We start from the raw sequence: 17,895 nt of genomic DNA on the forward strand, positions 1-17,895 counted from the left end.
ACTGTCAAATTTTTTCAAAAATTTTGAGGGATAAGGCCGGAATGGCTCCGGCCAGAAAGACGTTAACCGCGCAGCTGTTGCTGTTTGAGGGTGGTTTTAACCAGACGCCAGGCACTCCATACGCCAAAACCGCGCCTGGCCCAGCGAACCAGCATATTCGGATGGCGAATTGTCCAGATAGCCATCACGCTACTGCCAACCAGCGCCCAGGAGCGCAGACTCAACAGTATATTCCAGCGACGATCGTAAGCGCCTGTTGCTTCCAGCCAGTCTCGACGACTGGCGGAAAGATCCAGCCGTTGTTGCTGGATCTGGCTAAGTAGTTGTGCCTTGCGGCGTTCACGTTCGACTTTACCGCTCACGGGACTCCTCCTCGAGCAGTTGCCGATCGTTCGCCAGTTCATGGCGCGTGTGGCGCAACAGTGTCGATTTCCGTGACTTGCGTAACGTCCAGATACCGCCAATCAGTGCCAGTAGCAGCAACACCACGGTGGTGGCAATCATCGCATTCAGGCGATATTGCGGATCAACCGCCCAGATAATCAGCACCATCAGGCTCATAAGACCAAATGCAGCGAAAAGCATCGTCAGGCCCAGCATCAGTAACAGTTGAAAGAGATTGGCTTTTTCCTCTTCCAGCTCCACCACCGCCAGCCGCAGACGTGTCTCCACCATTTCGACCATGATGGTGACTATTCGCTGCCCGATGCCCAGAACGCTTTTACCGGGCCCTTGCGCGTGATGAGTGTCCGCCATAATTAACGACGCGACAGCAGAACGCCGAGCACTACACCGATTGCAGCGCCAATGCCCACACCCGTCCACGGATTTTCACGCACGTACTCATCGGCACGCGCCGCCGCTTCACGAGTCTGTTTGGCAATTGCCTCGCCAGTTTCACCCAGGCGATAGCGGCTCTGTTTTAGCGCCTGCTCTGCTTTACTACGAATCTTACTCAACTCTTCTTTCGACTTATCTCCTGAGGCGCTTAGTACTTCTTCCAGCGTATCAGACAGGGATTTCAACTCTGCACGCAAATGTTCCGTAGTGTGTTCTTTCGACATAGTTTTCTCCAGGTGAGTAAGTAATGACTATTGTGAATTAGTAGTCGCGCGCTTCCAGCTTTTTCAGCTCTTCCTGCGCTTCTGCCAGTTTCCGTTCGCGTTTGGCAATCTTGTCCGCATCGCCTTTTTGCTTCGCCTCGGCTAAATCTTGCTTGCGTTCCGCCACCTCATCTTTCTGCTTAGCGATTTTTTTCTGATGATCGGCGCGAAGCTGGCTATCTGAACAGTTGGCCCGGACTTCACTCAGGGCTTTATTCAGACCGTCAATACGATTCTGGTTTTGGTGTTTTTCGGCATAGCTGATCTCCTTAAGGATATTTTGCTCCTTTTCCTGACACAGGGTAGTGGCATAACTACCGGCACTAAGAGCAAAAAGAGAAACAGCTAAAGCAATGCGGTATTTCATTCTTGAACCTTCCATTGTGACTCGAACCTATTACAAAGGAACGATTGTCCAGACAACGAAGCGGTAGTGTTAACCACCGCCTCATTAATCATAGACAGTAACGGTGAAATCACCAAAGTGAGTGATATGTTTCGGATAACAGGAAGTTATCCGAAGCGATGAGAATTATCCCGCAGCCGGGTCAGCCACTGCATGGCCTGACTGTTATCGTCCTGCTGCGCAATGATGTAGCCATGGGGCAATGTTCTGTCGAGGACTGCTTTTGCGGCGGCACTCTGGTCGCTGGAGTCAAACGTAATTAACAGAGTGTCGTTCTTGGGGGTAATGCTTTTGAAAGGAATGCCGTGAGCGTCAAGGTGATGCCAGATGGAAAAACCGTCTGGCATCGTCATGCCTTGATGAACGGCACGGATCGCCAGCGTTGAATCTTGCTGACGAACCGCAGACCAGGCCAGCAACAGCGTGCCGACCAGCAATAAAGCAGCGCCGAACCAGACTAGCTGGCGAAGCGACATGCGAGGTATTTGCATCCTTTACCCCCGATTTCCATATTTCTTTTTCCATAACACGACCAGAGAACCTGCCAGGCCAAATACCAGCAGTACCACCGGGAGCAGCATCAGGCATGACATTAGCTGATCCTCGTACTTCAAAAATACCGGCGTTTTGCCGAGCATGTAACCCAGGGTTGTCAGGATCAACACCCACAACAAACCGCTCATCCAGTTGAAGAACTGAAAGCGTGCGTTATTCAGCCCTGATAACCCGGCAATGGTCGGCAGCAGTGTTCTGACAAACGCAATAAAGCGACCAATTAATAGCGCCGATAAACCGTGTTTGTGAAAAAGATGGTGTGCGCGTTGGTGATAGTGCGCGGGTAAATGGGAAAGCCAGTTTTGCACAGTGCGGGTATTGCCCAGCCATCGCCCCTGTATGTAACTGACCCAGCAGCCAAGGCTGGCGGCTACGGTCAATAGCAAAATCGTTTGTGGATAACCCATCGCGCCTTTAGCAATCAATACGCCGACCAACACCAGTAAGCTGTCGCCCGGTAAAAAGGCTGCCGGAAGCAAGCCGTTTTCAAGGAACAAAATTACAAACAAGACAAAATACAACATGCCAATCATCGACGGATTGGCCAGCGTTTCAAAATCCTGCGCCCACAGGGCCTGCAGTAATTGGGTCAAAAGTTCCATTCATTATTCCTGGTGAATCGGTTAACGCCACGCCGGTTTTAAATGATGCACTCCCGCCAGATTATTGCTGTTTTTGTATGGATTGCGGGTCGGAGCACCAACACGGCCTGAACTATTCCCTGTTAAAACGTGAGATAAGAAAACATTTAATAGCATAAATTCAAATTGAATCTAATTGTAACAAAGGTCAACGTTGTTCGTTATCAAAATTACATGTCCGTGGAGTCTGATTTTGCTGATTGCAGGGGAGGGTGGCGAGAGGATTTACACAGGCTGACACTTTATACTTTTTGCTTACTGACAAAGCGTACAGGCGCGTTGTAGCGCCTGCCCGATGGGAATTTCATTTGCTGCCGCTGGCGGCCGTATCCAGATGCACAACCGGGTTTTCTGCGAACAGGTAACGGTCGGCGTTGAACTCGAAATCGTCGCTGGTTTCGTTAAATAACATTATCTTGGTGTTTTCCAGATGCTGCCACATTGCCAGCTTAGCGGCATGGGGATCTTTGCGAATTAACGCCTTAAGGATCTGATCGTGGTCATCACACCAGTTATCGACGGTACGGGAATCAATGTGTTCGTGGAGTTTTTTCCAGTACGGGTTATGGCTACGCTGGGTCCACATCTTCTCAACGATGGCTGCCAGGGCTGAGTTCTGCGTCGCCAGGGCAACCTGAATATGGAACTGCAAATCCCACTCGGAATCGCGGAAGCATTGTTCACCGCGAGCCTGCTCCTGGATGGCCATCAATTTCATGATGTCCTGTTTGGTCACCTGGGTTGCGGCAAACTCGGCAATATTGCTCTCGATAAGCTGGCGAGCCTGTAGCAGTTCAAACGGGCCGTAATTGGCAAATTCCATATTATCGTCAGCCGCCTGCTGATGGCGCGGCTGGTTGGAAACCACGTGAATACCTGAACCTTTACGCACCTCCACATAGCCTTCAACTTCCAGCATGATGATGGCTTCACGAACTACCGTTCGGCTGACGTTTTTTTCATCGGCAATAAAACGTTCGGCGGGCAGTTTATCACCCACCAGATAGACGCCCTGCTCAATGCGCTCTTTCAGGTCAGCAGCAAGTTGTTGGTACAAACGGCGTGGTTCAGAGATTTCCATATGCGTCTCCCGGAATGGAATGCGGACAAAGTTATCATACCACTTTATTTATGGGTATGCCATTGTTCATATATAGATATGGTGATTGAAATAATGTATTTAATTAACATTGTGAATATTTATAAATTCCTAAAAATTAAGCGTCGATATTGTGAAAATTACTATGTTTCAGTAACTTAATTTTTCGCTTTTTAAATTAATATTAACTAAAAATGCTTTTTTATATTGACTTACAATAAATCTACATTTCTAATGCACTAACTTTTTTGAAACAATTTTGTAAGATTAATTCTATATGGTGGCGAAAATTAAACTCTTATCACGGCTTACGCCGCTTTTATTCGTGTTCGCTCCTTTTTTTGCACAGTCAAATATGACTGTTTATCCTATGGCTGTTTCTATTAATAGTCAGGGTGAAGGCAACGTTCGTGTAATATCTAAAAGTAATGAAGTTCAGTATATCAAGGCGACAGTATTCCGTATCGATAATCCATCGACGCCTCAGGAAAATGAAGTTGAGATTAAATCCGGTGATGCAAATCATCTGGTCGTTATGCCACCCAAATTCGCCTTACCAGCCGGTAGCAGCAAAACCGTGCGCTTTGTCGCAATGGAACCAGAGCAAAAAGAGAAAAATTACCGCGTTAAATTTGAAGCAGTTCCCAGTATTGATGACGTTGCCACAGATAAAAAAGATCTCTCTATGCAGTTAACAGTTAACTTGATTTGGGGGATTGTTGTTAGTGTTCCACCCCAACAACCTATTGCTAAGTTAGAAGTAAATCCTGCCAAAAAATTATTTAATGCAGGGAATCAACGTTTAAAACTTTTAACGATCGCTTATTGCAAAAATAATAGCAAAGATAATTGTAAGATGCAGACCGTAAATAAAAATATCTTCCCTGGTCAGGAAATAAATCTTGAAAGCATATCTGGCTACGACAAGATCGTTGTCAAATATAATAACTGGATCACTAAGGATAATGGCGAGTTTGAGCTGGCGATCCATTAATTATCATTGTCATAAACGAAGGAATAGTAATGAAAAAGGCATTTGCAAAATCTCTTCTGGTAGCAGCGTTATTCTCTGTAGCAGGCTCCGCGTTAGCAGTACAAAAAGATATTACTGTAACAGCTAACGTTGATGCCGCTCTGGATATGACGCAAACCGATAACAGCGCACTGCCGAAAGCAGTTGAAATGCAATATCTGCCGGGTCAGGGTCTGCAATCTTATCAGTTGATGACTAAAATTTGGTCTAACGATGTGACTAAAGACATTAAAATGCAGTTGGTTTCCCCTGCGCAACTGGTTCATAACCTGGACGGCAGCAAAACTGTTCCGCTGACTGTGACCTGGGGTGGTACTGAAATCAAGTCCGATGCCGCTACCACTTTTGAAGCAACCAAAATTTTTGCTTCCGATGCTTTAACCAACGGTTCTTTGGCTAAAAACCTGATGTTTGCTCAGACCACCAAAGGTGTACTGGAAACCGGTATTTACCGTGGCGTGGTAAGCATCTATCTGTCCCAGGATATCTAATCCGGATAACAGAATTAATACGTAATAAAGGGGGGCTTGTCCTCCCTTATTTTAACTATTTTAGTCGTTATTATGGATTTCAGGGTTGCCATGGATAAAAAATTACTGGCTCTTTTGATCCTGGCGAGTCTCAGCCCGGCAAAGGCAGCATTAACTAAAATTCCCGCTGGGTTTGAGGTTATTGCACAGGGACAGCAGGAGTATATTGAAGTCTATTATGCCGGGAAAAGTCTCGGTAAATATTATGCAATGGTTAATCTTGATGCGGTAACATTTCTGGATTCAGCAAGTTTATATAATAAGCTGGAGCTGGATACCAAAGACCAAAAAATCACTCAAGCCGTAAAAGCGAGACTGGCACAACCACTGGCGCGTCATGGTGAACTGGCTTGTGGTTTTGCGCAGACCGATTCAGGATGTGGCTTTCTCAATACCGATTCTGTTGACATTATTTTTAATGATGAAGAGAGTTCCGCCACCCTCTTTCTGAATCCCCAATGGAGTTCTTCGTTAAATTCAAAATCGCTATATTTAAATCCAGACAGAAACGCGATTAATGCATTTATTCATCAGCAGGATATTAACGTGCTGGTGCAGGATGATTACCAATCGTTCTCCATTCAGGGCAATGGTGCGCTGGGTGTCACAGAGAATAGTTATATTGGCGGGCACTGGAATTTCAATGGCTATGAGGCAGAAGATGTCAGCGATAATAATGCTGATGTCAGCGATCTCTATTATCGTTATGATTTTTTACGTCGTTATTATGTGCAGGCGGGGCGAATGGACAACCGCACGCTATTTAATGCACAAGGCGGGAATTTTACTTTTAACTTTCTGCCACTCGGTGCAATCGATGGAATGCGTATCGGGTCAACACTCAGTTATTTAAACCAGGCGCAGAGTCAGCAAGGAACGCCAGTAATGGTCCTGCTTTCGCGCAATTCTCGTGTTGACGCTTATCGTAATGAACAACTTCTGGGATCGTTTTATCTCAATAGTGGTTCGCAATTTATTGATACTGGTTCCTTTCCGCCAGGCAGCTACAGCGTGGCGTTAAAAGTTTATGAGAACAACCAACTCACCCGCACTGAACTTGTCCCTTTTACCAAAACAGGGGGGCTGACGGACGGAAATGCGCAGTGGTTCTTACAGGCCGGTAAAACCACCTCCCAGGCTGCCGATGACGAAAGTTCAGCTTATCAACTGGGTTTTCGCCTGCCGTTACATCCACAATATGAGCTCTACGCAGGGCTGGCGAATGCCGATGATGTGAATGCTTTCGAGTTAGGTAATAACTGGACGGCGGATTTAGGCGGGGTGGGGAATCTTGCCATAGGTGCCAGTCTGTTCCGCAATGACGATGGCGGCAAAGGTGATATGCAGCAGGTTAACTGGAGTAATTCGGGATGGCCGACGCTGGGCTTTTATCGTACCAACTCCGACGGAGATGCTTGTACAACCGACAGCAGAGATAGCTACAACGCCTTAAGCTGTTATGAAAGCATATCCGCTACGATTTCACAGAATCTTATCGGCTGGAACATGATGCTGGGTTATACCCGCACGCAAAATAACACCGACGACAGCTTACGCTGGGACAAACAGCAGAGTTTTGAAAATAACTATCTTCGCCAGACTTCTGCGCAAAGTATTTCTGAAACCGTACAGCTTAGCGCGTCTCGCGCTTTTGTAATGCGTGACTGGATTTTGAGCACTTCTGTCGGGGTTTTCCATCGTAACGACAACGGCGGAGATAACGACGACAACGGATTGTACTTATCGTTTTCGTTATCTGATACACCAACGATGGACAGCAATAATAACAGTCACTCAACCAATGTTTCGACTGACTATCGCTATAGCGATCAGGATGGCGACCAAACTTCATGGCAGTTATCGCATACCTTTTATAACGATTCATTCAGCCATAAAGAACTTGGCGTGACCGTCGGTGGTCTGAACACCGATACCATAAACAGCGCGGTTAACGGTCGCTGGGAAGGGCAGTACGGTAATCTCAACGGAACTGTATCAGACAGTTACGATCGCAAGAACCATGATCATCTTTCTGCCTTTACAGGGTCTTACAGTTCCACACTGGCGGTGAGTCGTTACGGAATTAATCTGGGAGCCAGTGGAACAGATGATCTGCTCGGCGCTGTATTAGTCGATGTAAAAGGATTTACTGAACAGGATGAAGAGAGCCAGGATCTGCAATTCGAAGCTCGGGTTGCGGGCAGCAGAACTCTGCAACTTGGTCAAAGTGACAGTGTGTTGTTCCCCTATGCTGGATTCCAGTCGGGCTTTGTTGACGTCAGGGACAGCAACCAGGGCAACCAGCAGGGAACAACCAATATTATCAATGGCGCGGGAAACCGGGAATTAATGTTGCTGCCCGGTAAGTTACGTTATCGCGAAGTCACTGCCAGCTTTAACTACAACTATATTGGTCGCTTGTTATTGCCAGCATCAGTAGAGAAATTCCCGCTGATTGGTCTGAACAGCACCATGTTATTGGTGGCTGAAGATGGCGGATTTACGCTGGAAATTAGCGGCAATGATAAAGAATTGTATCTGCTTTCCGGACACGAATTCCTTAAATGTCCGCTGACTGTTGTGAAGAAACGCGCCAGCATTCGTTACAGCGGCGATGTGACTTGTAGCGTCGTGAGTTATTCGCAATTGCCAGAGTCGATTCAGGTTCAGGCGCAGTTAAAACAGCCTAAATTACGTGAGAGCGTACAAACGGCGCAAAGGGAGGTTGCACCATGAGAAAGCGATTGATTGCCATACTATTTTGCTTTTTGGGCTCGGTTGCAGGTGTTCAGGCATCGCCCAACGTTACGGCTGAAATTACTTATGATTTGGCAGTCGGTAGGGCAGATTATTACATCTGGAACAAGGAAGAACCCCCTGCTATAAACTACGACACCGCATGGTCAAGTTATCAGTGCAATTTTCCTGATCGACAGCAGATTTGTACACCATCTGGTAATTATTCAAACGTGAAAATTTATATGACAGAAAAGCGCAGTGGTATGCGTTGGCCAGTTAACCTTAAAGGATATACGAATTTTGTGGTCCGCAATCCCGGAGGGGACTGTGATGGCTGGTCGGCGCAATTCCCTTTAGATAGTACAACTACTCGTCGATGTATAGCTAATAGCGGTGCTTATAATGCCAATGTAAAACTGTTAACGCTCTATCTTGAGCAAGCAGAAATGAAAAAATTACCGATTGGTGGCGTCTGGGAAGGTTCCGTTAAAATGCATTTTACCTACCCTGGAGCAGATTATTTTGCGGATATCACGCTTAATACGCTCGATCCCAACCATATCGATATCTTCTTTCCGGAGTTTGCCCACGCCACGCCACGGGTACAGTTGGATCTACACCCGACGGGGAGCGTCAATGGCAGTAACTATGCTCAGGATCTGACCACGCTGGATATGTGCCTGTACGATGGTTTTAACGGCAACGCCATCAGTTATGAAATCCAGCTTAAAGATGAAGGTCGCCCGGCTGCCGGGCGAAGAGATGGCGACTTCTCGATTTATCGTCAGGGAGGAACATCGACAGATGCCTCAGAACGCATTGATTACCGGGTAAAAATGTATAACCCGGAAACGGGCGGGCAAATTGATGTTCGCAACAATGAAAATATGGTCTGGAACAGCATCAACCTGAAGCGCGTTCGTCCGGTTGTGCTGCCAGGAATTCGTTACGCTGTCATGTGTGTGCCGACGCCATTAACCCTGGCGGTCGATAAATTTAGCGTGATGGATAAACAGGCAGGGTATTACATGGGGAAACTATCGGTAATTTTTACTCCATCTCTACCAACCATCAATTAACCCTCCAGGCCGGACAAACGCATAAACAACGAAGCCGCCTGAACAGGCGGCTTCGACATTAAAACTCACGCTAAGCGTTAATGTTGCGGGGCGGGATCGTTATGTGTTTCCTGCGCCACCTCAATCGCCGGTTTGTTCTGCAATACCGTCCAGATAACCAGCGCGCCTAACAGGTCGAACACTGCCAGCACTGCGAACAGCGGGCTGAAGCCGATGGTGTCAGCCAGAGCACCAACAACCAAGGCAAACAGCGTACTTGCCAGCCATGCGGACATCCCGGTCAGACCGTTTGCCGTTGCCACTTCGTTACGACCGAACACGTCAGAAGAGAGCGTAATCAGTGCGCCAGACAGTGCCTGGTGAGCAAAACCACCGATACACAGCAGCATAATCGCCACATATGGATTGGTGAACAGACCGATCATACCTGGGCCAATCATCAGCACCGCACCCAGCGTGACTACCATCTTACGGGAGACGATCAGGTTCACGCCAAACCAACGCTGGAACAGCGGCGGCAGGTAACCACCGAGGATACAACCGAGGTCAGCAAACAGCATCGGCATCCAGGCGAACATCGCGATCTCTTTCAGGTTAAAGCCGTAAACTTTAAACATGAACAGTGGGATCCACGCGTTGAAAGTCCCCCACGCCGGTTCAGCCAGGAAACGCGGCAGCGCGATACCCCAGAACTGACGGTTACGCAGGATCTGACCAACGGACATTTTCTTCGCCGTGCCAACCTGGTGCTGGGCTTCCTGACCGTTAATAATGTATTCGCGTTCTTCATCAGTCAGATGTTTCTGGTCGCGCGGGTGTTTATAGAAAATCAGCCATGCCATCGCCCAGATAAAGCTCAGCGCACCGGAGATGATAAATGCCATCTGCCAGCTATGCATCACAATTGCCCATACCACCAGCGGCGGTGCAATCATCGCACCAATTGAAGAACCAACGTTAAAGTAACCTACTGCGATGGAACGCTCTTTCGCCGGGAACCATTCGGAACTGGCTTTCAGACCCGCTGGGATCATTGCTGCTTCAGCAGCACCTACCGCACCACGAGCAATCGCCAGGCCGCCCCAGCTACCTGCCAGCGCGGTAGCGCCACAGAACACAGCCCACAACACGGCAAACATCGCGTAACCGATTTTTGTACCCAGAACATCCAGTACATAACCCGCTACCGGTTGCATGACCGTATAAGCAGCAGAATAAGCTGCGATGATGTAGGAATACTGTTGGGTGGAGATGTTTAACTCTTCCATCAGAGTTGGCGCAGCTGCCGCCACAGTGTTACGCGTCAGGTAACCGAGCACGGTGCCGAGCGTCACCAGTGCGATCATATACCAACGTAACCCTTTAATTTTACGCATGTAAAACCTCATCGTTTTGTTATATCCGCAGTAATCGCGGCCATCATCCCGCCAGAGGCTGAAGATGTTACTTACGACCGGGTAACCGAAAAAAAACCGGCACGCCCCGAACGTTGCCATGAAAGTTTCGTGCTAATTCGGCTTCCGTACCGGTCAATCCAATCCATCCAGAGAATGAATCGGCAATTTGCATTCCGTCGACTTATTATTTGCGACGGCAAAAAGATAACTTGTCATACAACTTTAAAAGGTGAGAGCCATCACAAATGTGCGAATATTTGTAGGGACATTACACGATGATAGCGAGGCCAGTAACGGCGCGGCTTGCAGCGATATTTACCACTTTGAGAGTAATTTTTTTAACTACGTTTATTGATCTAACTCACGAAAATATCTTCTGGCTCTGGAAATTGGTGTGATAACTTTGTCAGCATCGCACCATAAGCAAGCTAGCTCACTCGTTAAGAGGAAGACGATAATGACTCCGTTTATGACTGAAGATTTCCTGTTAGATACTGAATTTGCCCGCCGTCTGTATCACGACTACGCAAAAGACCAGCCGATTTTCGACTACCACTGCCATTTGCCGCCGCAGCAGATTGCAGAAGACTATCGCTTTAAGAATTTGTATGACATCTGGCTGAAAGGCGATCACTACAAATGGCGTGCAATGCGCACCAATGGTGTAGCTGAACGCCTGTGTACCGGTGATGCCTCTGACCGTGAAAAGTTTGACGCCTGGGCGGCGACCGTTCCGCACACTATCGGCAACCCGTTATACCACTGGACGCACCTCGAACTGCGTCGTCCATTCGGTATCACGGGCAAACTGCTGTCTCCGTCGACTGCCGATGAAATCTGGAACGAATGTAACGAACTGCTGGCGCAGGATAACTTCTCCGCGCGCGGCATCATGCAGCAGATGAACGTGAAAATGGTCGGCACCACCGATGACCCGATCGATTCTCTGGAGCATCACGCAGAGATCGCCAAAGACGGCTCTTTCACCATTAAAGTGCTTCCGAGCTGGCGTCCGGATAAAGCCTTCAACATCGAACAGGCGACCTTTAACGACTATATGGCGAAGCTGGGTGAAGTTTCTGATACCGACATTCGCCGCTTTGCAGACCTGCAAACCGCCCTGACCAAACGTCTGGATCACTTCGCCGCTCACGGCTGTAAAGTGTCTGACCACGCGCTGGATGTGGTGATGTTTGCTGAAGCGAACGAAGCGGAACTGGACAGCATTCTGGCACGCCGCCTGGCAGGCGAAACCCTGAGTGAGCACGAAGTGGCACAGTTTAAAACTGCGGTGCTGGTGTTCCTTGGTGCCGAATACGCACGTCGCGGTTGGGTGCAGCAGTACCACATCGGCGCTCTGCGTAATAACAACCTGCGTCAGTTCAAACTGCTGGGGCCGGATGTTGGTTTTGACTCCATCAACGACCGTCCGATGGCAGAAGAGCTGTCTAAACTGCTGAGCAAACAGAACGAAGAAAACCTGCTACCGAAAACCATTCTCTACTGCCTGAACCCGCGCGATAACGAAGTGCTGGGCACCATGATCGGTAACTTCCAGGGCGAAGGTATGCCGGGCAAAATGCAGTTCGGTTCCGGCTGGTGGTTTAACGACCAGAAAGACGGTATGGAACGTCAGATGACCCAACTGGCGCAGCTCGGTCTGCTGAGCCGCTTTGTCGGTATGCTGACTGACAGCCGTAGCTTCCTGTCATACACCCGTCACGAATACTTCCGCCGCATTCTGTGCCAGATGATCGGTCGCTGGGTGGAAGCGGGCGAAGCACCGGCGGACATCAACCTGCTGGGCGAGATGGTGAAAAACATTTGCTTTAACAATGCGCGTGACTATTTCGCCATTGAACTGAACTAAGGTCTGGGGTTGATATGCAATACATCAAGATCCATGCACTGGATAACGTCGCGGTTGCTTTAGCAGATTTGGCTGAAGGCACAGAAGTCAGTGTCGATAACCAAACCGTTACGCTGCGCCAGGATGTTGCTCGTGGACATAAATTTGCGTTAACGGATATCGCAAAAGGGGCCAACGTCATCAAATATGGCCTGCCGATTGGTTATGCACTGGCGGATATTGCGGCGGGGGAACACGTTCACGCCCACAATACGCGCACGAATCTGAGCGATCTGGATCAGTATCGCTATCAACCTGATTTTCACGATCTGCCAGCACAAGCGGCAGATCGTGAAGTGCAGATCTATCGTCGCGCTAACGGCGATGTCGGGGTGCGTAACGAGCTGTGGATCCTGCCAACCGTGGGCTGTGTCAACGGCATCGCGCGGCAGATCCAGAACCGTTTCCTGAAAGAGACCAACAACGCTGAAGGTACTGACGGCGTGTTCCTCTTCAGCCACACCTACGGCTGCTCACAACTGGGTGACGATCACATCAATACCCGCACTATGCTGCAAAACATGGTGCGCCACCCGAATGCAGGTGCGGTGCTGGTGATTGGTCTGGGCTGTGAAAACAATCAGGTCGATGTCTTCCGTGAAACGCTGGGGGACATCGATCCTGAACGTGTCCATTTCATGATCTGCCAGCAGCAGGACGATGAAATCGAAGCCGGGATCGAGCATTTGCATCAGCTGTATAACGTGATGCGCAACGATAAACGCGAGCCAGGCAAACTCAGCGAACTGAAGTTTGGTCTGGAGTGCGGCGGTTCTGACGGTCTTTCTGGTATTACTGCTAACCCGATGCTGGGGCGTTTTTCTGACTACGTGATTGCTAACGGCGGTACTACCGTACTGACCGAAGTGCCGGAGATGTTTGGCGCAGAGCAGTTGCTGATGGATCATTGCCGCGACGAAGCAACGTTTGAAAAATTGGTCACCATGGTCAACGATTTCAAACAGTACTTTATTGCTCATGACCAGCCCATTTACGAAAACCCATCACCGGGGAACAAAGCGGGCGGTATCACCACGCTGGAAGATAAATCACTTGGTTGTACTCAGAAAGCGGGTTCCAGCGAAGTGGTTGACGTGCTGCGTTACGGCGAGCGTCTGAAAACGCCGGGGCTGAACTTGTTAAGTGCGCCGGGTAACGATGCCGTAGCGACCAGCGCCCTGGCAGGCGCTGGCTGTCACATGGTGCTGTTCAGTACCGGTCGCGGTACGCCGTATGGTGGTTTTGTGCCGACGGTGAAAATTGCCACTAACAGTGAACTGGCGGCGAAGAAAAAACACTGGATCGACTTTGACGCGGGTCAGTTGATTCACGGAAAAGCGATGCCGCAGTTGCTGGAAGAATTTATCGATACCATCGTTGAGTTTGCCAACGGTAAGCAAACTTGCAACGAGCGTAACGACTTCCGCGAACTGGCGATCTTCAAAAGCGGCGTAACGCTATAAAGTCGAAATGAGTTGTTAATAAAAAACGGCGTTTCATAATGTGAAGCGCCGTTTGCTTTTCCATACCTGTTAAGGATTTATCATGACCGCGTATTGGCTGGCCCAGGGCGTGGGTGTCATCGCCTTTCTGATTGGTATCACTACATTTTTTAACCGTGACGAACGTCACTTCAAAAAGCAGCTTTCGGTCTATAGCGCCGTTATTGGCGTGCATTTTTTCCTCCTGGGCACTTATCCTGCCGGTGCCAGTGCCATCCTTAATGCTATTCGTACGTTGATTACCTTACGCACGCGCAGCTTATGGGTAATGGCGATATTTATTGTGCTGACTGGCGGAATCGGCCTGGCGAAGTTCCATCATCCTGTTGAACTATTGCCGGTTATTGGCACGATTGTCAGTACCTGGGCGCTGTTCCGCTGTAAAGGGCTGACCATGCGCTGCGTAATGTGGTTTTCAACGTGTTGCTGGGTGATTCACAACTTCTGGGCGGGGTCGATTGGCGGCACGATGATTGAGGGCAGTTTTCTGCTAATGAATGGCCTGAATATCATTCGTTTCTGGCGGATGCAGAAAAGGGGAATTGATCCATTTAAAGTAGAGAAAACCCCTTCCGCCGTTGACGAAAGGGGTTAAACATTAATTACGCAGGGCGCTATTTGCCAGACGCTCGTCTTCTGCCTGGCAAACAGCCGCAGTGAACAGCACGTCAGTTGAAGAGTTCAGTGCGGTTTCGCAAGAGTCCTGCAACACGCCGATGATAAAGCCGACGGCAACCACCTGCATGGCGATATCGTTCGAAATACCGAACATATTACAGGCCAGTGGGATCAGCAGCAGAGAACCCCCCGCCACGCCGGAGGCGCCACAGGCACATAGGGAAGCAACCACGCTCAGCAGCAGCGCCGTAGGCAGATCGACCGGAATACCCAGCGTATTAACCGCAGCAAGCGTCAACACCGTAATGGTGATTGCTGCGCCCGCCATATTGATGGTGGCTCCCAGCGGAATAGAAACGGAATAGGTATCGCGATCCAGATTCAGCTTTTCGCACAGCGCCATATTCACCGGAATGTTCGCCGCAGAGCTGCGGGTGAAGAAGGCGTACACGCCGCTTTCGCGCAGGCACAGCAGCACCAGCGGGAACGGGTTACGACGAATTTTCCACCACACCAGCAGTGGGTTAACCACCAGCGCCACCAGCAACATACAGCCAACCAGCACGACCAGCAGTTGCGCGTAGCCCCACAGTGTGGAGAAACCGGTAGTTGCCAGGGTAGAAGAAACCAGACCAAAAATACCGATTGGTGCGAAGCGAATCACCAGTTTCACCATAAAGGTGACGGCATTCGACATATCATTGACCAGGTTTTTGGTGGTTTCGTTACCGTGACGCAGCGCGAAACCGAGGCCAATAGCCCACACCAGAATCCCGATGTAATTACCTTTCAACAGCGCGTCGATGGGGTTGGAAACCATGCTCATTACCAGTCCGCGCATCACTTCCACAATACCTGACGGCGGCGAAATATCGCCTGCGCTACTGGATAAATGCAGGGTAGAAGGGAAGGCGAAGCTGAAAACGACTGCGGCCAGTGCGGCGGAGAAAGTACCCAGCAGATAGAGGAACAGAATAGGGCGGATATTGGTTTTCTGCCCGTGTTGGTGGTTAGCGATGGAAGCCATCACCAACATCAGCACCAGGATGGGTGCTACGGCTTTCAGGGCGCCAACAAATAAAGTGCCTAACAGACCAACAGCTTCAGCCGCCGGTTTTGAGATCCATGCCAGAATAATCCCCAGAACAAGGCCGACCAGGATTTGTTTTACCAGGCTGCCATGAGCCAGACGCCGGAATAGCCCCGGTGAATGTTGCGTAGTCATTTTTCGATCCTTTCATTGTGTTGTCGTACATCCCTGGTACGTTCTTTCGACGCATCTTTCAGGATGTAACAAAGTGTTTGCAAGGTCGAGTATAAGGAAAGTTACAGCTTCGGGAAGCGAAAAATGCTGGATTTTAAAGGGAGGTCATGTTTTGCAACTTAATGGTTACATTTATTTGACATAAAAATAAAGCCCAACGTGCGGCTTCCAGACTGATGACAACGTCAAAAAAGTACCCGGTCAGTCCCCTCGCCCCTTTTGGGGAGAGGGTGAGGGGAACAGGCCAGCATTGGTGCGAAAAATTACCCTCACCCCGACCCTCTCCCTGGAAGGGAGAGGGAGAAAACGGTGCTCATGTTGATGACAGGGTACACGGCTCAGGCAGATTAAAAATCATTCTACCCGCTGCTTATCATGCCGATAATTCACCCAGGCGTTGATAATAAACGTCATCACCAGAATGCCAAACACCACGCCCAGCGAGACGGCGATCGGAATATGGTAGAAGTCGACAATCAGCATCTTGATACCGATAAACACCAGAATCACCGCCAGACCATATTTGAGCATCGAGAAACGTTCTGCTACGCCTGCCAGCAGGAAATACATCGCACGCAGGCCGAGGATCGCAAACAGGTTTGAGGTCAGCACAATAAACGGATCGGTGGTAACAGCGAAGATAGCCGGAATGCTATCCACGGCGAAAATCACATCGCTCAATTCCACCAGAATCAGCACCAGCATCAGCGGTGTGGCGTACAACAAGCCATTCTTACGCACAAAGAAATGCTCGTTGTCGATGGTATCGGTCATGCGCAAATGACCGCGCAGCCAGCGCACCAGCGGCTTGTCGCCGATTCCTGATTCATCTTCATGAGCCAGCGCCATCTTCACGCCGGTAAACAGCAGGAATGCACCGAAGATATATAGGATCCAGTCGAACTGCGAAATCAGCCAGCTACCGGTGAAGATCATGACGGTACGCAGAACAATCGCCCCGAGCACGCCATACACCAGCACGCGGCGCTGTAATGCCGCCGGAACAGAGAAATAGCTGAACAACATTAACCAGACGAAGACGTTATCGACCGCCAGCGATTTCTCAATCAGATAACCCGTGAGGAAGGCCAGCGCCTGCGGGTCAGCGACTTCGCGCCCCTGTGTCTGCACCAGATACCACCAGAAAGCGGCGTTAAAGAGTAACGACAGCGTCACCCAGACCAGCGACCAGGCCGCAGCCTGTTTCATGGTCATGGCATGTGCCCCACGACGCCCCTGCAACAACAGGTCGATAGCCAGCATAATGGCGACAACAACAGCGAATCCGCCCCATAGCAACGGCGTGCCGACAGTATTCATAGAAGTTCCTTACACATAAAAAAAACGGCCAACGTCGGAAGACGTCAGCCGCTGCTTTTTATGCATAGACCTCGCCTTCCGGCAAGGTCTCACTTACAACAAAAAAGGAATACGTCTGCGTATTCCTTTCGGGTTGCCCGGTGACCGGATGTGTTTTTTCACACATCGTAATGACGATCGACCGGCAATGAAGTTACTCCCCTTTGCAGGTAACAAAGTATGACAGACCATTCAGCCAGTCAATGGTCTGTTACATGCCTTTTACACTGCTTTACGGTAACAATTATAGATTTACGCTATCGGCAGGAAAAACAACTCCAGTCTGGCGGCGGATCTCGGTCAGCAGTTTGGCAGTGATGCGACTGACCGCCAGCCCTGGATGATCCACCAGATGCTCATCCACCAGGGTAGCGAACAGCTCTGCTTCGTAGAGCATGGTATTAATATGCTGCGGTTGGGTGAGATCCTGCATCTGGCTGCCGCGTGGCACAAAGCAGACTTTCTGGCATTCAGAAAGTTTTTCAATCACCAGCGATCCCGCTTCGCCCTGAATCTCGCTTGCCAGCACAGAATCGCTGACCTTTGAGTGCTGCAACGTAACGCTGAAATCACCGTAATCCATCACCACCACGCCGTGGGCATCCACGCCGCTTGCCAGCAAACTGGCGGTTGCCTGCACGCTTTTCGGTTCACCAAATAA

Annotated in this window: 18 protein-coding genes and 1 pseudogene; 7 read left to right on the plus strand and 12 right to left on the minus strand. The window is 49.5% G+C overall.

Annotation, left to right across the window (positions count from 1 at the left end):
• Positions 1–62: 62 nt before the first annotated feature.
• The 8 genes from EQY_RS0106485 to exuR form a co-directional block, all read right to left on the minus strand.
• Positions 63–362: a YqjK-like family protein gene (locus EQY_RS0106485; protein ID WP_000015589.1), complete on the minus strand. Its 300-nt coding sequence runs from the start codon at positions 360–362 to the stop codon at positions 63–65.
• Entirely contained in the window at positions 352–756 is a 405-nt protein-coding gene (locus EQY_RS0106490) for a phage holin family protein (RefSeq protein ID WP_000785727.1), read from the minus strand. Before EQY_RS0106490 ends, EQY_RS0106485 begins: the two co-directional genes overlap by 11 nt.
• A gap of 2 nt (positions 757–758) precedes the next feature.
• Positions 759–1,064, minus strand: a complete 306-nt coding sequence (locus tag EQY_RS0106495) for an ElaB/YgaM/YqjD family protein (RefSeq protein WP_000031409.1) — start codon at positions 1,062–1,064, stop codon at positions 759–761.
• A 37-nt stretch (positions 1,065–1,101) separates the two neighbouring features.
• Positions 1,102–1,470: a DUF1090 family protein YqjC gene (gene yqjC, locus EQY_RS0106500; protein WP_010346332.1), complete on the minus strand. Its 369-nt coding sequence runs from the start codon at positions 1,468–1,470 to the stop codon at positions 1,102–1,104.
• Positions 1,471–1,616: 146 nt separating this feature from the next.
• Complete coding sequence (gene mzrA, locus EQY_RS0106505; protein WP_001166774.1) at positions 1,617–2,000, minus strand: EnvZ/OmpR regulon moderator MzrA; 384 nt, start codon at positions 1,998–2,000, stop codon at positions 1,617–1,619.
• Positions 2,001–2,003: 3 nt separating this feature from the next.
• On the minus strand, positions 2,004–2,666 hold the full coding sequence (yqjA, locus tag EQY_RS0106510; protein ID WP_000422149.1) for a DedA family general envelope maintenance protein YqjA: 663 nt from the start codon (positions 2,664–2,666) through the stop codon (positions 2,004–2,006).
• Positions 2,667–2,687: 21 nt separating this feature from the next.
• Positions 2,688–2,822: a hypothetical protein gene (locus EQY_RS27430; protein ID WP_432758335.1), complete on the minus strand. Its 135-nt coding sequence runs from the start codon at positions 2,820–2,822 to the stop codon at positions 2,688–2,690.
• Positions 2,823–3,009: 187 nt separating this feature from the next.
• Positions 3,010–3,786, minus strand: coding sequence for a transcriptional regulator ExuR (gene exuR, locus EQY_RS0106515; RefSeq protein ID WP_000406033.1), 777 nt, complete (start codon positions 3,784–3,786; stop codon positions 3,010–3,012).
• A gap of 295 nt (positions 3,787–4,081) precedes the next feature.
• On the opposite strand from exuR, the gene EQY_RS0106520 reads away from it, so the two are divergent.
• From EQY_RS0106520 to EQY_RS0106535, 4 genes are all read left to right on the plus strand, one after another.
• Positions 4,082–4,798 carry a fimbria/pilus periplasmic chaperone gene (locus EQY_RS0106520; protein WP_000225830.1) on the plus strand — a complete coding sequence of 239 codons (717 nt, stop codon included), beginning with the start codon at positions 4,082–4,084 and terminating at the stop codon, positions 4,796–4,798.
• A gap of 29 nt (positions 4,799–4,827) precedes the next feature.
• On the plus strand, positions 4,828–5,328 hold the full coding sequence (locus tag EQY_RS0106525) for a CS1 type fimbrial major subunit (RefSeq protein WP_000708860.1): 501 nt from the start codon (positions 4,828–4,830) through the stop codon (positions 5,326–5,328).
• 90 nt (positions 5,329–5,418) lie between these two features.
• Complete coding sequence (locus EQY_RS0106530) at positions 5,419–8,103, plus strand: TcfC E-set like domain-containing protein (protein WP_000358690.1); 2,685 nt, start codon at positions 5,419–5,421, stop codon at positions 8,101–8,103.
• Positions 8,100–9,185 carry a CblD like pilus biogenesis initiator family protein gene (locus EQY_RS0106535; RefSeq protein WP_024212442.1) on the plus strand — a complete coding sequence of 362 codons (1,086 nt, stop codon included), beginning with the start codon at positions 8,100–8,102 and terminating at the stop codon, positions 9,183–9,185. The genes EQY_RS0106530 and EQY_RS0106535 overlap by 4 nt, the downstream gene beginning before the upstream one ends.
• A gap of 77 nt (positions 9,186–9,262) precedes the next feature.
• Here EQY_RS0106535 and exuT read toward each other — a convergent pair whose 3' ends face one another.
• The gene (exuT, locus tag EQY_RS0106540) at positions 9,263–10,561 is read right to left on the minus strand and encodes a hexuronate transporter ExuT (protein WP_024165155.1); all 1,299 of its coding nucleotides are present in this window, start codon (positions 10,559–10,561) and stop codon (positions 9,263–9,265) included.
• Between the two features lie 478 nt (positions 10,562–11,039).
• Here exuT and uxaC point away from each other — a divergent pair, with 478 nt between their 5' ends.
• The 3 genes from uxaC (at position 11,040) to EQY_RS0106555 (ending at position 14,588) form a co-directional block, all read left to right on the plus strand.
• The gene (uxaC, locus tag EQY_RS0106545; protein ID WP_000187442.1) at positions 11,040–12,452 is read left to right on the plus strand and encodes a glucuronate isomerase; all 1,413 of its coding nucleotides are present in this window, start codon (positions 11,040–11,042) and stop codon (positions 12,450–12,452) included.
• A 14-nt stretch (positions 12,453–12,466) separates the two neighbouring features.
• On the plus strand, positions 12,467–13,954 hold the full coding sequence (uxaA, locus tag EQY_RS0106550) for an altronate dehydratase (protein WP_001199358.1): 1,488 nt from the start codon (positions 12,467–12,469) through the stop codon (positions 13,952–13,954).
• An 82-nt stretch (positions 13,955–14,036) separates the two neighbouring features.
• Positions 14,037–14,588, plus strand: coding sequence for a YgjV family protein (locus EQY_RS0106555; protein WP_000128128.1), 552 nt, complete (start codon positions 14,037–14,039; stop codon positions 14,586–14,588).
• 3 nt (positions 14,589–14,591) lie between these two features.
• Here EQY_RS0106555 and sstT read toward each other — a convergent pair whose 3' ends face one another.
• The 3 genes and pseudogenes from sstT to EQY_RS0106570 all read right to left on the minus strand — a co-directional run.
• Positions 14,592–15,836 (minus strand): serine/threonine transporter SstT, encoded by a 1,245-nt coding sequence (sstT, locus tag EQY_RS0106560; RefSeq protein ID WP_000211391.1) that lies wholly within the window; start codon positions 15,834–15,836, stop codon positions 14,592–14,594.
• Positions 15,837–16,229: 393 nt separating this feature from the next.
• Positions 16,230–17,195, minus strand: a complete 966-nt coding sequence (gene alx, locus EQY_RS0106565; protein WP_001098822.1) for a TerC family membrane protein Alx — start codon at positions 17,193–17,195, stop codon at positions 16,230–16,232.
• A 283-nt stretch (positions 17,196–17,478) separates the two neighbouring features.
• Positions 17,479–17,895 (minus strand): annotated as a pseudogene (locus EQY_RS0106570) (gfo/Idh/MocA family oxidoreductase); the annotation flags it as partial.

The organism is Escherichia sp. TW14182, assembly GCF_000208525.1.
GTDB lineage: Bacteria > Pseudomonadota > Gammaproteobacteria > Enterobacterales > Enterobacteriaceae > Escherichia > Escherichia ruysiae.

What these genes read in the sequence shown, in the direction of transcription:
- EQY_RS0106490 (WP_000785727.1), bottom strand. Translation starts at nt 756, where the DNA reads ATGGCGGACACTCATCACGCGCAAGGGCCCGGTAAAAGCGTTCTGGGC.
- EQY_RS0106495 (WP_000031409.1), bottom strand. Translation starts at nt 1,064, where the DNA reads ATGTCGAAAGAACACACTACGGAACATTTGCGTGCAGAGTTGAAATCC.
- yqjC (WP_010346332.1), bottom strand. Translation starts at nt 1,470, where the DNA reads ATGAAATACCGCATTGCTTTAGCTGTTTCTCTTTTTGCTCTTAGTGCC.
- mzrA (WP_001166774.1), bottom strand. Translation starts at nt 2,000, where the DNA reads ATGCAAATACCTCGCATGTCGCTTCGCCAGCTAGTCTGGTTCGGCGCT.
- yqjA (WP_000422149.1), bottom strand. Translation starts at nt 2,666, where the DNA reads ATGGAACTTTTGACCCAATTACTGCAGGCCCTGTGGGCGCAGGATTTT.
- EQY_RS27430 (WP_432758335.1), bottom strand. Translation starts at nt 2,822, where the DNA reads ATGCTATTAAATGTTTTCTTATCTCACGTTTTAACAGGGAATAGTTCA.
- exuR (WP_000406033.1), bottom strand. Translation starts at nt 3,786, where the DNA reads ATGGAAATCTCTGAACCACGCCGTTTGTACCAACAACTTGCTGCTGAC.
- EQY_RS0106520 (WP_000225830.1), top strand. Translation starts at nt 4,082, where the DNA reads ATGGTGGCGAAAATTAAACTCTTATCACGGCTTACGCCGCTTTTATTC.
- EQY_RS0106525 (WP_000708860.1), top strand. Translation starts at nt 4,828, where the DNA reads ATGAAAAAGGCATTTGCAAAATCTCTTCTGGTAGCAGCGTTATTCTCT.
- EQY_RS0106530 (WP_000358690.1), top strand. Translation starts at nt 5,419, where the DNA reads ATGGATAAAAAATTACTGGCTCTTTTGATCCTGGCGAGTCTCAGCCCG.
- EQY_RS0106535 (WP_024212442.1), top strand. Translation starts at nt 8,100, where the DNA reads ATGAGAAAGCGATTGATTGCCATACTATTTTGCTTTTTGGGCTCGGTT.
- exuT (WP_024165155.1), bottom strand. Translation starts at nt 10,561, where the DNA reads ATGCGTAAAATTAAAGGGTTACGTTGGTATATGATCGCACTGGTGACG.
- uxaC (WP_000187442.1), top strand. Translation starts at nt 11,040, where the DNA reads ATGACTCCGTTTATGACTGAAGATTTCCTGTTAGATACTGAATTTGCC.
- uxaA (WP_001199358.1), top strand. Translation starts at nt 12,467, where the DNA reads ATGCAATACATCAAGATCCATGCACTGGATAACGTCGCGGTTGCTTTA.
- EQY_RS0106555 (WP_000128128.1), top strand. Translation starts at nt 14,037, where the DNA reads ATGACCGCGTATTGGCTGGCCCAGGGCGTGGGTGTCATCGCCTTTCTG.
- sstT (WP_000211391.1), bottom strand. Translation starts at nt 15,836, where the DNA reads ATGACTACGCAACATTCACCGGGGCTATTCCGGCGTCTGGCTCATGGC.
- alx (WP_001098822.1), bottom strand. Translation starts at nt 17,195, where the DNA reads ATGAATACTGTCGGCACGCCGTTGCTATGGGGCGGATTCGCTGTTGTT.